The organism is Shouchella sp. JSM 1781072 (genome assembly GCF_041949915.1).
Taxonomy (GTDB): domain Bacteria; phylum Bacillota; class Bacilli; order Bacillales; family Bacillaceae_D; genus Shouchella.
In genome coordinates this window covers 960,937-974,873 of record NZ_JBHFQE010000001.1, presented here as the reverse complement: position 1 = coordinate 974,873, position 13,937 = coordinate 960,937, and the positions used below count along the sequence as shown (strand labels likewise).

The 13,937-nt window shown below is 39.3% G+C and carries 15 protein-coding genes and 1 riboswitch; of the genes, 6 read left to right on the top strand and 9 right to left on the bottom strand.

Annotated features, from left to right (window positions below; genetic code table 11):
- Nucleotides 1-62: 62 nt before the first annotated feature.
- The 4 genes from ACE1TH_RS05170 to cls all read left to right on the top strand — a co-directional run bounded on the left by ACE1TH_RS05170 (nucleotide 63) and on the right by cls (nucleotide 4,480).
- A complete protein-coding gene (locus ACE1TH_RS05170) occupies nucleotides 63-842 on the top strand; it encodes a DUF421 domain-containing protein (protein WP_375078461.1) in 780 nt (259 codons plus the stop codon).
- Between the two features lie 125 nt (nucleotides 843-967).
- On the top strand, nucleotides 968-1,297 hold the full coding sequence (locus ACE1TH_RS05165; RefSeq protein ID WP_255223288.1) for a phasin family protein: 330 nt from the start codon (nucleotides 968-970) through the stop codon (nucleotides 1,295-1,297).
- A gap of 24 nt (nucleotides 1,298-1,321) precedes the next feature.
- A complete protein-coding gene (locus ACE1TH_RS05160) occupies nucleotides 1,322-2,989 on the top strand; it encodes an ABC1 kinase family protein (protein WP_099300917.1) in 1,668 nt (555 codons plus the stop codon).
- A gap of 30 nt (nucleotides 2,990-3,019) precedes the next feature.
- The gene (gene cls, locus ACE1TH_RS05155) at nucleotides 3,020-4,480 is read left to right on the top strand and encodes a cardiolipin synthase (protein WP_099300918.1); all 1,461 of its coding nucleotides are present in this window, start codon (nucleotides 3,020-3,022) and stop codon (nucleotides 4,478-4,480) included.
- A 40-nt stretch (nucleotides 4,481-4,520) separates the two neighbouring features.
- Here cls and ACE1TH_RS05150 read toward each other — a convergent pair whose 3' ends face one another.
- From ACE1TH_RS05150 to ACE1TH_RS05140, 3 genes are all read right to left on the bottom strand, one after another.
- A complete protein-coding gene (locus tag ACE1TH_RS05150) occupies nucleotides 4,521-5,387 on the bottom strand; it encodes a superoxide dismutase (protein ID WP_375078460.1) in 867 nt (288 codons plus the stop codon).
- Nucleotides 5,388-5,493: 106 nt separating this feature from the next.
- A complete protein-coding gene (scpB, locus tag ACE1TH_RS05145; RefSeq protein WP_375078459.1) occupies nucleotides 5,494-6,078 on the bottom strand; it encodes an SMC-Scp complex subunit ScpB in 585 nt (194 codons plus the stop codon).
- Nucleotides 6,068-6,829, bottom strand: coding sequence for a segregation/condensation protein A (locus ACE1TH_RS05140; protein ID WP_099300921.1), 762 nt, complete (start codon nucleotides 6,827-6,829; stop codon nucleotides 6,068-6,070). Before ACE1TH_RS05140 ends, scpB begins: the two co-directional genes overlap by 11 nt.
- Nucleotides 6,830-6,919: 90 nt before the next feature.
- On the opposite strand from ACE1TH_RS05140, the gene ACE1TH_RS05135 reads away from it, so the two are divergent.
- The gene (locus tag ACE1TH_RS05135) at nucleotides 6,920-7,381 is read left to right on the top strand and encodes a DUF309 domain-containing protein (protein WP_375078458.1); all 462 of its coding nucleotides are present in this window, start codon (nucleotides 6,920-6,922) and stop codon (nucleotides 7,379-7,381) included.
- A gap of 36 nt (nucleotides 7,382-7,417) precedes the next feature.
- On the opposite strand, the gene ACE1TH_RS05130 is transcribed toward ACE1TH_RS05135, so the two are convergent.
- The 4 genes from ACE1TH_RS05130 to ribE form a co-directional block, all read right to left on the bottom strand.
- Entirely contained in the window at nucleotides 7,418-8,176 is a 759-nt protein-coding gene (locus ACE1TH_RS05130; RefSeq protein WP_375078796.1) for a formate/nitrite transporter family protein, read from the bottom strand.
- A gap of 186 nt (nucleotides 8,177-8,362) precedes the next feature.
- On the bottom strand, nucleotides 8,363-8,833 hold the full coding sequence (gene ribH / locus ACE1TH_RS05125) for a 6,7-dimethyl-8-ribityllumazine synthase (RefSeq protein ID WP_375078457.1): 471 nt from the start codon (nucleotides 8,831-8,833) through the stop codon (nucleotides 8,363-8,365).
- 12 nt (nucleotides 8,834-8,845) lie between these two features.
- The gene (locus tag ACE1TH_RS05120; protein WP_375078456.1) at nucleotides 8,846-10,039 is read right to left on the bottom strand and encodes a bifunctional 3,4-dihydroxy-2-butanone-4-phosphate synthase/GTP cyclohydrolase II; all 1,194 of its coding nucleotides are present in this window, start codon (nucleotides 10,037-10,039) and stop codon (nucleotides 8,846-8,848) included.
- Between the two features lie 15 nt (nucleotides 10,040-10,054).
- Nucleotides 10,055-10,702, bottom strand: coding sequence for a riboflavin synthase (gene ribE / locus ACE1TH_RS05115; protein ID WP_375078455.1), 648 nt, complete (start codon nucleotides 10,700-10,702; stop codon nucleotides 10,055-10,057).
- Between the two features lie 123 nt (nucleotides 10,703-10,825).
- A riboswitch (FMN riboswitch) is annotated at nucleotides 10,826-10,964 on the bottom strand.
- A 322-nt stretch (nucleotides 10,965-11,286) separates the two neighbouring features.
- On the opposite strand from ribE, the gene ACE1TH_RS05110 reads away from it, so the two are divergent.
- Nucleotides 11,287-12,336 (top strand): enoyl-CoA hydratase/isomerase family protein, encoded by a 1,050-nt coding sequence (locus ACE1TH_RS05110; RefSeq protein WP_375078454.1) that lies wholly within the window; start codon nucleotides 11,287-11,289, stop codon nucleotides 12,334-12,336.
- Nucleotides 12,337-12,400: 64 nt separating this feature from the next.
- Here the strand turns inward: ACE1TH_RS05110 and ACE1TH_RS05105 are convergent, their stop codons facing one another.
- Together ACE1TH_RS05105 and odhB are read right to left on the bottom strand one after the other, a co-directional pair.
- Entirely contained in the window at nucleotides 12,401-12,601 is a 201-nt protein-coding gene (locus ACE1TH_RS05105; protein WP_099300928.1) for a DUF6501 family protein, read from the bottom strand.
- Between the two features lie 68 nt (nucleotides 12,602-12,669).
- Nucleotides 12,670-13,926: a 2-oxoglutarate dehydrogenase complex dihydrolipoyllysine-residue succinyltransferase gene (gene odhB / locus ACE1TH_RS05100; protein WP_375078453.1), complete on the bottom strand. Its 1,257-nt coding sequence runs from the start codon at nucleotides 13,924-13,926 to the stop codon at nucleotides 12,670-12,672.
- Nucleotides 13,927-13,937 lie beyond the last annotated feature (11 nt).

The following is a 13,937-nucleotide window of genomic DNA, read 5'->3' as shown; positions in this document are numbered from 1 at the left end:
TCACCCCCCGTTAAGTAGCAGTTGTTTGCTAGTTAGGGTGTATCAGATAGAAGACTTTACACATGAAATTATTGACATTCATTTGCCAGAATAGCTCAGCCGTTGAAACAGAAACTAGTGAGATAAACGATACCTCAAACAAATCAGGTGACGACATGATGCATAGCTATATATCCTTAACAACCGAGTTGATCATTGGTTTTTTTGCGCTCTTAATCTTATCGAAAGTACTTGGAAAAAACCAAATTACCCAGCTTACTCCGTTTGATTTCATTTCCGCTCTCGTAGTCGGGGAACTCTTAGGAAATGCGATTTATGATGAAAACATTAATCTTGTTTATGTGCTATACGCCATTTTTATATGGGGCTCTTTAATTTATTCAATTGAAATGATCACTCAAAAATTTCGATTCACACGAGGGTTACTTGAAGGATCTCCCTCCATTATTATTGCAAAAGGACGTATTCAGTATGATGAATTGCGGAAGAATAAATTAGACTTGAATCAATTGCAGCACCTTATGAGAGAAAAAGGGGTCTTCTCCATTCGAGAAGTTCAGTACGGCATTTTAGAAACAAACGGCACGGTTAACATCCAGCGCAAACAGGCTTACAATACACCGGTAAACCAGCAACTCGAAATTTATGATGAAGAGCCTAGTCTCCCTGTTCCGTTAATTATGGATGGCGAAATTATTTATGAAGGATTGAAACAAATTAATCAAACGGAAGAATGGTTAAAAAAACAAATTGAGCATCGAGGTTTTTTAAGCCATCAAGCGATTTTCTATGCAGAGTGGCTTGATGATCAACCACTTTATATGCAGAACTATACGCCATAAGAAACATGTGAAACTTTTGATTAACAAATGCGTAAAAAGGGTATAAAACGATAATATAATTGTGTTCATCTCCTTTCTTTGTATACAATAGAAAAAGATGACACGAATTGGAGGAGGAAAACATCATGGCAATGAGAGATGTATTAAATAATGTTTATTCTTTAGGGGTCGGAGCAGCTTCAGCAAGTAAAGAACAAATTGAAAGAACGGTTAACGACCTTGTGCAAAGAGGAGAAGTAAAGCGGTCTGAATCCAATCAACTCGTTGATGATTTAATGGAAAAAGGAAAAAAAGCGCAAAATGAAATTGAATCGATGATTAGCGAACGGGTAAAACAATATTTAGTCTCGATGGATGTGGCAACGCAAGCGGAAGTAGACGCCTTAAAAGCGCGAGTTGCAATTTTAGAGAAAACGATGAATGAAAAAGAACAAACCGAATCAAAAAATGATTAACATGTAAGAAAGGACAATTCACCAATGCTGAAAAAAAGAATGCGGTACCTTTCAAGGTATCAAGACATTATAACAGCGCTCTATCACTATGGCTTTGGTCAAATTGTCCGAGACATGGGTTTACTTGAACGACGAAAGCGAACACGTTCAAAAAATAAAACGAAAAAAGACTCTGATCTCACAGTAGCAAAACGGATACGTCTACTTTTGGAAGAGTTAGGACCCACATTTATTAAACTTGGTCAACTAGCGAGTACACGTGCTGATCTTTTCCCTCAGCACGTGCTTAATGAGTTGGAAGAGCTTCAAGATAATGTTCCGAGCTTTTCTTACCGTGAAGCGAAAGAGATTTTAGAAGAAGAACTTGATGCTCCAATCGAGCAACTTTTTCGCTCTTTTAATCCAGAACCCCTTGCGGCTGCTTCAATTGGGCAAGTACATGAAGCCGAACTACCTACTGGTGAATCGGTAGTTGTTAAAATTCGTCGCCCTCATATTCAGCATACAATTGAAACTGATTTAGCTATTCTTGAAGATTTATTAGAACTAGCGGAAGATCGCATTGCGTGGGTGAAAAAATTTCGCTTAATTGACTTGTTTCATGAATTTGCTAGCGCGTTAAAACAAGAAATTAATTATAAAAACGAAGCGCAAAACGCAGAGCGAATTAAACGTCAATCAAAAGATGAAACCACCATGTACTCTCCGATTATCTATTCTGCTTACTCATCAATGAAAGTGCTGACGATGTCAAAAGTAGAGGGAACCAAAATTACAGAAGCTACATACGAAAAAGGATATGATCAAGAATTAGTCGCTGAACGCTTTGCTACAGGTATGTTTGAGCAAATCTTTGTTCACGGTTTTTTCCATGGTGATCCGCACCCAGGAAACATTTTCGTCACCAAAAACAATGATATTATCTTAATCGATTTCGGCATGGTTGGCCGCTTATCAGACGACATGCGCCATAGCTTAGCGCTGTTAGTTCAAGGATTAAAAAGTCGACATACCGACCGTGTGATGGAAGCATTATTTGCAATGGATATTGTGCATGAAGATGTCGACCGACCACGTTTGCACGATGATTTGGATTACTTGCGATTAAAATATTATGATGTGCCGATGGCGGAGATTTCAATCGGCGAAGCAGTACAAGACTTGTTCGCCGTTGCGAACCAACATGATTGTTTAATCCCGCCAGATTTAACCATGCTTGGAAAAGCGCTTTTAGCGGTAGAATCAATTGTTTCCCATCTTGCACCATCGATTGCAATTATTGATATTGTTGAACCGTTTGGTCGAATCTTAATAAAAGAACGCTATGATCCTCGTCGATATGCTCGCAAGATTCAAAAAGAAACGCAGGATAGCTTTCATACGATTCGTTTATTACCAAAGGACGTTAGCAATACGCTTAAGGAAATTCGTGATGGAAAATTAAAAGTATCCATTTCGATTGGGGAAATAAAAGACTTAATTAAAAAAGTAGACCGCATTAGCAATAAACTCGCTTTCTCCGTTGTGTTACTGTCTTTTAGTATTATAATGGCTGGCGTCATTATTGGTGGATCGCTCACTGCTGAACCAACAATCTTATTGCAAATTCCGGCAATTGAAATTGGTTTAACCATTACATCGCTCATGTTTCTATGGATTATATGGGCAATATTCCGTTCAGGCAGGTTTTAGAAACAGAAAGAAAGTTGTAGGTTGATACTTATGTTTATTGAATTTGCAATGCCCACGTACCTCATTGCTGCACTTCTAGTCATTAATATTTTATTTGCAGCCATTTTAATTTTTATTGAACGAAAAGATGCACAAGCAACTTGGGCATGGCTACTCATTTTGTTTTTCATCCCCCTCGTCGGTTTTATTATTTATATCTTGCTTGGGCAGACGTTAACACGAAGAAAAATGTTCCAGTGGGAAGGAATAAAAAAAGTTGGGCTCGATCATTTAATTGATCAACAAAAGGAAGACGTTCTCAACCCGGATTTTCGATATAACAGCACGACTGTCGAAAATAATCGTGATTTGATCTATATGCATTTAATGAATAACGATGCGATCTTAACGAAAGAAAACCACGTTACCATTTATTCAGACGGCGAAAAAAAATTCTCACAGTTGCTTGCGGATATTCGTAGCGCACAGACATTTATTCACATCCAATATTACATTTTTCGCTATGACGGACTTGGAAAAGAAATCGTTGATGCGTTAACTGAAAAGGCAAAAGAAGGCGTTAAAGTTCGCTTACTTTACGATGATCTAGGTTCAAGATCGATGCGAAAAAAGTATTTAAAAGCCTTTCGAGAAGCTGGCGGCGAGGTGGGGATCTTTTTCCCTTCTAAATTCACCATTGTTAACCTCCGTCTCAACTTTCGAAACCATAGAAAACTCGTGAATATTGATGGCAAATGCGGGTATGTTGGCGGCTTTAACGTTGGAGATGAATATTTAGGAAAGAAAAAAAAGTTCGGTTACTGGCGTGATACACACTTGAGAATTGAAGGGCCTGCTTTAGCTGCCATTCAAACACGTTTTATTTTAGACTGGAATCAAGCAGCAAAAGATTATCACATCTCTTATCATAATCGCTATTTCCCAGAAGTTGAATCAAAGGGAAATACGCCAATGCAAATTGTTTCGAGTGGCCCTGACTCAGAGTTCGAACAAATAAAAAACGGCTATTTAAAAATGATTATGGATGCAAGGAAATCGATTATTATTCAGACTCCTTATTTCATCCCAGATAAAACGTTACTTGATGCCCTGCAAGTCGCGTCCCAAACAGGGATTGAAGTGAAAATAATGATCCCTAATAAACCTGACCATATGTTTGTTTATTGGGCAACTACGTCCCATATTGGTGAAATGTTAAAAGCAGGCGCAAAAATTTATATCTATGAAAATGGCTTTATTCATAACAAAGTACTGATCGTGGATGAAAAAGTTAGCTCTGTTGGAACAGCAAACATTGACCAACGAAGCTTTAAATTAAATTTTGAAGTGAACGCTTTTATCTATGATCCTATAATCGCAAAGCAATTAATTCAAGATTTTGCAGAAGACGTAAACGTATCGACGCTTTTAACGAACGAGTTGTATGAAGCAAGAGGCAAACGAATCCGCTTTAAGGAGTCGATCTCTCGCTTACTTTCACCTATTCTTTAGACCATAAAAAAGGCTAATGCACAATCCATGTGCGTTAGCCTTAACTTTTTTTCCATTTCACTTGGTTCGCTATTCGATACCGCTCTTGCACCGCTTTCCAATTTACAACATGCCACCAAGCATCGACATACGCCTTTCGCTCATTTTGATGCTTTAAGTAATAGGCATGCTCCCAAACATCAATCGCAAGCAAAGGAATTTGATCTTGTTGTGATAGTTGCTGATGCTTCTCTGCTTGCAAAATCTCTAGTTGGTGCCCTCTTGGCGACCACACGAGTAGCGCCCAGCCCGCTCCTTCCACTTTATCGGCAGCCATCGTAAATTGTTGCTTCATTTTTTCAAACGAACCGAAGCAACGTTCGATCTCTCTCAATAAAGGTCCCGTCGGCTTTCCGCCACCGTTAGGCTTCATCATTTCCCAAAATAACGTATGCAAATAATGACCCGCACCATGAAAAGCTAGCTCACGTTCCCAATGTTTAATCAATTCAAATTGGTCCGTTTGTCTTGCCTTTTCCAGCTCTTTCTCTGCTTTATTCAAACCATCTACATAACTCTTATGATGAATCGAATGATGGATACGCATCGTTTTTTCATCAATATGCGGCTCCAAGCCGTTATATGGATACGATAAACTCGGTAATGTATGTGTGCCTACCTGTCTTGATTGGCGCTGTTGACTTTGCTCGTTCATCCCTTGCCATAGGTTATAAATATTTGCTGCTGCATCATCAACATCCATTGATTCATACGTTAATGCATGCTGTAATCGCTCGCGTGCATGAAAAAACTGCTCCATGGTACTAGAATCTACTTGTTCAATCAGGTAATCTTGTTGTTCTTGCCATAATTGTTCTAACTGCTGACACCATTCTCGAACCGAACGCATATGTGTATCGATGATCATCACCTCGCCTCTCCTAAAAAACAATATGCAACTACACTTGTTTCCGTGATAAAAGCCTGCATCACAAAAAAGATAAATCCTTTTTAAAGGCATTTATCTTCTTCGTTTATTCTTCTTCAAGCTCATTCAACTGTTCAAAAAACAAGTCAGTATCTTCTTCAAGAACATCACTAGTTAAATCTAATTCAGACAGACTCGGCAAATCATCTAACGTTTCCAAGTTAAAATGATCAAGAAAATACTGACTGGTTCCAAATAAAATCGCTCGTCCCGTTCCAGCCACACGTCCTTGCTCTTCAATTAATAATTTTGATGAAAGAGATTGAATTGCTTTATCTGATTTCACACCGCGAATATCATCAATTTCCACTCTTGTAATCGGTTGTTTATAAGCGATAATCGCCAATGTTTCCAGTGCTGCTCTTGATAAACCTCCTTGAATCGGTGAAGCGGCTAACTTTTTATATAAGGGTGCGTGCTCAACTTTTGTCGTTAAACGAAAGCGATTCCCTAATCTCGCGATACGAATGCCACGATTTGTTTGTTCCATGTCTTGCTTTAACCGTTCTAATCCAGCTTCAATCACGTCATCTTCAAGCTCAATTAAATCCTTTAGTTCTGATATAGAAATGCCTTCGTCTCCAACTACAAATAACAGTCCTTCAATTTTTGCCAATGTTTCAGCGTCCATTTATTTCTCCGTCCCGTATAAAAATCATAATTTCTTCAAAACTTTGATCTTGAACACAATAGATTGTTGATGTTTTAATTAACTCAAGGATTGCTAAAAACGAGACAATCATAGAAGAGCGATCTTCTCGCTCGACCAATGTAGAAAATTGTGTTGGCCCGTTCATTCTTTCAATCTGATTTAACAGCTCAACAATTCGTTTTTCAACCGATTGCTCCTCAGAATGGACCACTTTTGTTTTAGGTCGATTCCAAGCATTTCGCTGCAGCATCTTTTGAAAGGCGCCCAGCATGTCCACAAGGGTTACGTGTTGAATTTGTAGCTGCCGTTCTTCCTCGTCCGACAAAAAATGCTGTAATTCCTCAGGTTTTCTCGTATGTAAAGAATGGCGTACTTCTTCTTGATCTTTTAAATGTTTGGCTGCTTCTTTATAGGTTTTATACTCAATTAATTGTTCAATCAGTTCATCTCGAGGATCTTCTTCTAACCATTGCTCATTTTCATCAAACAATTCTTCTTGTTTTGGAAGCAACATTTGACTCTTAATTTGCAGTAACGTTGCAGCCATTACAAGGTATTCACTCGCAACATCTAACTCGAGTTCCTGCATTGTATGGATATAGTCTAAATATTGATCCGTTATCGTCGCAACTGGGATATCATAAATATCTACTTCAGCTTGTGAGATTAAATGCAATAATAAATCAAGTGGCCCCTCGAATAACGGTGTTTTTACGTTATAAATCGTCATTTTCTTCTCACCAATCATTTTTTGTTAAGTATACCATAATCGATTAGGAGGGCTTTTTTCAAGAAATAACTCGAAAGGAGTCGAAAAGAATTGTATCCCAGCAATTATTTAGCGTTTCTCCATTATTTCCATGTCGACCGTGATTATTTTGAATGCCATGAAGTTTTGGAACATGAATGGAAGAAACAGCCTGACCCAGACCGATTGTCACCTTATGTCGTTCTCATCCAAACCGCCGTTGCGCTTTACCATGAAAGGAGAGGAAATGAAAAAGGGGCTAAAATTCTTTTTCATCGCGTGCTAACTCGTTTACAAACACGTTCATTTCAGCTCAATCAACTAGGGATTGACGAACAACAGCTCCAACTTGATTTACAAGATCACTTCAATCAAATCGGCACTAGACCGTTTATTGATTACGACCTCCCCCTCATTGATAAGCAGCTCCTCGCAACATGCAAACGGCATGCACAGGGAGAATGGGGAAAAAAAAGCCCATTAAACGAAGAACAGCTTGTCCATAAGCACCTTCTCCGCACTCGAAAAACGTAAAAAGGAAGGAACCAGAGCTGGTTCACTTCCTAGCGTTTATTTCGGCTCATTTCCTTGTATTTCACTTTTTTTCGAAATGTAATAGTAAACCATACCGACAAACACACTTCCACCAATAATGTTTCCAAGTGTAACAGGAATCATGTTCGCTGCATAGCCTGCAAGTGAAATTGCTTCAACTCCAGGATTATGAAGAAGGGCTAAGTGGAACAATCCCATATTCGCAATACTATGCTCATAACCAGATGCGAAGAATGCAAAGATAATAATAAAAACAACAAACAATTTCGCCATCTCGTTTTTTAAACGCATCGGTGTCCAAATTGCTAAGCACACAAGCCAGTTACAAAAGATTCCTCTAAAAAATAACTCCATTGTGTCGGTGGTCATTTTTTTCTCCGTCACTTGTAACAAATAATGATCTTCTGTTATACCAGCAAAAATGCCCGTCATATAAATGAGTCCTGCTATAAATAAGGCACCTAGTAAATTTCCGCCATAGGTCCAAATCCAGTTTGTTAACGTATCTTTAATCGATGTTTTTTTCTGTAACGTGGACACTGTATAGTACAGCACACTACCTGTAAATAAATCAGATCCAGCATAAATAACAAGCAACAGTGCTACACCAAAAGCTAGTCCCATAACAATTGGTGTAAAGGCTGGGAAGCTTTGTACAATCGGATCACCGATAATGTATACAAGTACAACAGCAATCGCAACGTAGCCACCTGCAAGCATGGCAGATAATAAAAACGCAAGCTTACTCGTTGCAAGCAATGTCTTTTTCTTAATCGCTAACGTAATTAGTTCAGTTAATGTTTCTTTGTAAATCGTTCTCCCCTACTTTCTCTAAGTTGACCATTCTTAATTGTAGCTTATGAATATCCTTAATGAGAACGATTATATGACAATTTTCGCAATCCATTAAATGGAAATACCCCTACCACTTACTAAAGTGATAGGGGCAACTGTAGAAGGTTATTTATTAAATTGTTTTGCTAAATTCGCCATTTCAATGGCAGCCGTTGCAGCTTCCCATCCTTTATTTCCAGCTTTTGTACCAGCTCGCTCAACCGCCTGCTCAATTGTATCTGTTGTTAATACACCAAAAATAACAGGAATGCCACTTGTCATATTTAAGTTTGATACACCTTTGGCCGTTTCCCCACACACATAATCAAAGTGAGGAGTTGAACCTCGAATCACTGTACCTAATGTTACGATTGCATCATAGTTGCCTGAGTCTGCCATTTGTTTTGCTGCAAATGGAATTTCAAATGCGCCTGGCACCCACGCAACATCCACATTACGCTCCTCTGCTCCATGACGGACAAATGCATCTTGTGCACCGCTTAAAAGTTTACTCGTTATAAAATCGTTAAACCGCCCGACAACAATTCCGATTTTCAAATCCGTTGCAACTAAATGTCCTTCATAAACCGTTCCCATATCTAGTTCCTCCTAAAGGTGCAGCATGTGCCCTAACTTATCTTTTTTTGTTTTTAAATAACGCTCATTTTCAGCAAATCCTTCAAGTTGAAGCGGCACGCGCTCCACAACTTTTAAGTCGTACCCTTCCAGTCCTGCAATTTTACGAGGGTTATTCGTTAGAATCTTCATTTCTTTAATCCCTAAATCTTTAAGAATCTGAGCGCCAACGCCATAATCTCTCAAATCTGCTGGGAATCCTAATTTTTCATTTGCTTCAACTGTATCAAACCCTTTTTCTTGAAGCTCATATGCTTTTAACTTGTTGATTAAACCAATGCCTCTTCCTTCCTGCTTCATATAAAGCAAAATTCCGCTACCTGCCTCCTCAATTTGTTTTAAAGCAGCGTGAAGTTGAGGCCCACAGTCACATCGCTTCGAGCCAAACACATCGCCTGTTAAACATTCAGAATGCACTCGCACAAGAATCGGTTCTCCTTCTTCAATTGTCCCTTTTACAAGTGCGACACTTTCTTTATCATCTAAAGTGTTGGTGTAGCCAATTGCTCGAAATGTCCCAAATTCCGTTGGTAATTGAATCTCCGCTTCCCGATGAATGACCGATTCGGTTTTACGACGATACGCAATTAAATCTTTAATCGTCACCATTGGTAGACCATGTTCATCTGCAATTTTACGTAATTCCGGTACACGAGCCATCGTTCCATCTTCATTCATAATTTCGCAAATAACACCTACAGGATCCGCCCCACATAATGTGGCAAAATCAACTGCCGCCTCCGTATGGCCGGTTCGTCTTAATACACCACCCTCTTTTGCAACAAGTGGAAAGATATGTCCAGGTCGTTTAAAATCACTTGCTACTGCATCTTTAGAGACTAGCCCTTGAACCGTATCTGCCCGCTCTTGAGCAGAAATTCCAGTTGTGGTGTTACGATGATCCACGCTTACGGTAAAAGCTGTTTCATGTGAATCCGTATTGTGTGTCACCATTTGATTAAGCTGGAGGGTTTGTGCTTTTTCTTTTGTGATTGGTGTACAAATCAATCCTCTTCCATGTGTTGCCATGAAATTAATTGTCTGAGCCGTCGTCTTTTCTCCTAAAGCTAAAAAATCACCTTCATTTTCACGATCCTCGTCATCACAAACAATAATCATTCCTCCTGCTTTTAAAGCAGCAAGCGCATGTTCTATTGAGTCAAACACGGAGCCATCCCCTCTCTACATATACCCGTTTTCTTGTAAGACTTCTGTTAAATTTCCTTTTGGAATCGACGTATCGTTAGCTGTTAATAATCGTTCAACATACTTTCCTATGACATCACATTCAATGTTCACTTCATCACCGACTTGTTTGCTACCGATGATCGTCTCATCTAGCGTGTGCGGAATAATGGAAATAGTAAATTGATTATCTTTAATTGAAAAGACCGTTAGGCTAATGCCATCTACAGCAACAGAACCTTTTTGCACAATGTACTTTGTTCGTTCAGGCTGGACACGAATATCAAAATAAACGGCGTTTTCAACACGTCGTCGAGAAACAACGGTTCCTTTCCCGTCAACATGTCCGGAAACAATGTGACCACCAAACCGTGACATCGGCGACATCGCACGTTCTAAATTCACAGCAGAATGTGTCTTTAACTGGTTTAATGTCGTTGCTTGAAAGGTCTCTGGCATAACGTCAACAGAAAAAGTGTGATCCGTAAATGCTGTAACCGTTAAGCAAACGCCGTTAACTGCTATACTATCTCCTAATGCCACATCGCTTAGAACCTTATCCCCTCTAACGACAATTTGCATCGCTTGATCCTGTTTTTTGATTTCGGTTACCGTACCTTTTTCCTCAATAATTCCAGTAAACATCTTAGCCCTCCTCCATACAAAAAACCCCTGAAACGTTCTTCAGGGGTTCATTAAATAACATCATGTCTTTACGTATTTTCAAAAAACCATACGCAAATAAACATCACATTCCTCATGTTTTGCAATAAACTTCTCCCATCCAGACTTTCACTGTCGGCTCTGGAGTTACACCAGATCCACCGTATTTGAATACGGGTCACGGACTAAAAGGCTAAGCCTTATCACCGCCGGTAGGGAATTTCACCCTGCCCCGAAGTTAAGATATTAAATTGGTATTGTTACAATTATTCATCACTGCTGCTTAAACGTTGATTTTTCAACTGTGTTGGCAATTGTTTCTTTCGTAAATATCCATATTAATTCGTTTTCCCTACCAATAATACTCGTCCGGAGCAGGAAAAAGAATGTTCGAACTTGTCATGATAATAGCATTGTCAATTCAAGATTGCAAGACATATGCCTCTAGTAAACTGAGCATTTCTGCAACGTTCTTTACTCTTTTCGCGCTTTTATTGCATTTCTTGAAGAAATACGTCAAAATAAAGAAGTAAACGATTTCATTCATACGAGGTGAGCACAGAAAAATGACTGAACATATCGTGTTTTCTAAAACCGAAAACGGTGTTGGCATTGTTACGCTTTCAAGAGAAAAAGCACTGCATTCCTTAACGTTTGAAATGGTTGCTTCTTTATATGAGCAGCTGAAGCAATGGGATGAAGACGAGGCCGTAAAACTCGTTCTATTCGAAAGTACCGGAGAAAAAGCGTTCTGTGCTGGAGGCGATATTAAAGCACTTTATCAAGCAAAAGATAATAAAAAAGCATTTGATCAAGCAAATGAATTTTTTAAACTTGAGTATGAACTCGATCTTTACATTTCTACTTACACAAAGCCAATCGTCGTTTTTATGGACGGTATTGTTATGGGTGGTGGCGTTGGTTTGTCTTATGGGGCGAGTCATCGCATCGTAACAGAACGAACAAAGTGGGCGATGCCTGAAGTAAATATAAGCTTCTTCCCCGATGTAGGCGCATGCTACTTTCTTAGTCAAACCCCTGATTATACAGGACGTTACGCTGCTTTAACAGGTTCAATTTTGACTGGATCTGATGCAATTTCAATTGGTTGTGCCGATTATTACATTGACAGCGAAGCACTTAAAACCTGTAAACAAGAAATGATCAACCATCATTGGCTTGACTATGAAGAGATGAGCCAACAAACGGTTCATTTATTTTTACAATCCTTTATAAAGGAACCACCACAAAGTCAATTAATGACGGTAAACGACAAAATTCTTAAACATTTCTCCTACAAAACAATTGAAGACATCTTGAACTCTTTACGTGGGGATGCAAGTGAGTTTGCCCAAGCGACTTACAAGCTCCTTCATGCAAAATCACCTATCTCATTAAAAGTCACACTCGCTCACTTAAAACAATCAAAATCGTCTTCATTGGAAGAAACATACGAAACAGACAAAACGCTGGCGAAACACTTTCTCCAGTGCAATGACTTTTACGAAGGTGTTTATTCCGTTTTAATTGACAAGTCTCATGTACCAAATTATAAATATCGGACGGTTGATGAAGTCCCAGATGAGCTTGCGCTTTCGTTTTTTCGCGAACATTAAGCGTGACGATAAACAAACCGGTAAGCCCGTGCTTACCGGTTTTTGTCTATTGTCGTCGCTCTATTTAGCCTTCAAAATATTCTTTGTAGAATCCAGCCATTTTCCCCGTGTTATCAATAACAAAATAAAACTCATCGGTTTCATTTTTCAACTCATATTGTTTCCCCACTGTTAACACGTCATTGACCACATATTTTTTGGCGTCAGTATGAACACACGTCAGGGTGCGAAGGGTTGGTGTCTCCGTCCATGTATGGTGAATCATTTCAAACATTCCTCCTTTATCGCTTTTATTGTACAAGAAAGAAGGCTAGCATGCTAGCCTTCTTCACATTACCCTTCTAACAGCAACTGTTCTGGATCTTCAATTAAATCTTTAATTTTCACTAAGAAACTAACTGCTTCTTTTCCATCTACGATTCTATGATCATAGGAAAGGGCTAAGTACATCATTGGGCGATTTTCAAAACGTTCGTTGTCAATTGCAACTGGACGCATTTGAATCTTATGCATACCGAGAATCCCTACTTGTGGGGCATTTAAGATTGGCGTTGACCATAGTGATCCAAATACACCACCATTGGTTATCGTAAATGTGCCACCTTGCATGTCATTTAGCTGCAGCTTGTTGTCACGCGCTTTTTTACCTAATTCCCCAATACCACTTTCAATGCCTGCAAATCCAAGACGATCTGCATCTCTTAATACTGGAACGACTAATCCAGTATCTGTTGATACCGCAATACCGATATCGTAGTATTTTTTAATTAAAAGCTCATCACCTTGAATTTCTGCATTTAATAGCGGGAATTCTTTTAACGCGCCAACAACCGCTTTTGTAAAGAAACTCATGAATCCAAGCTTCACACCATTTTTGTCAAGAAACGCATCTTTACGACGTTTACGTAAGTCCATAACAGCTGACATATCCACTTCATTAAACGTCGTTAACATCGCTGACGTTTGTTGAACTTCTACTAAACGTTTAGCAATCGTCTGACGTCTACGCGACATTTTCTCGCGCTCAGTTGGTTTTGTAGGATCCTCTGATTGCGCTGGTGCAGAAGCTGCTTTTTGTGAAGACCCGCTAGACGCTTTTGCTGGCTTCTCTTGATACGCTTCTACGTCTTGGCGACGAATTTTCCCAGTCGGATCTGTCGGCGTAATGGAATCAAGAGAAATTCCCTTTTCGCGGGCTAATTTACGAGCCGCAGGTGAAGCAAGCGGACGGTTCGTTGATTGTGTCTCTTCCTGCTCAATTGGCTTTTCTGCTGTTTTTGGCTCCTCTTGTTTTTCTGGAGCTGGTTCAGCAGATGTGGATTCTGAGCTTTCTGATGAAGACCCACCAGCTTGACCACTCTCATCAATAACGGCAATGACTTCTCCAATCTCAACGGTATCACCTGGCTCACGCTTAAATTCCTTAATCACACCTGATGTTTCTACTGGAATTTCTGCATTTACTTTATCGGTTTCAAGCTCTGCAATAAATTCTCCTTGTTCAACATAATCGCCGACTTGCTTTAACCACTGCGAAATCGTTCCCTCTGTAATTGATTCACCTAGCTCTGGTACTTTTACGTCAGTCAATGTAAAATGCC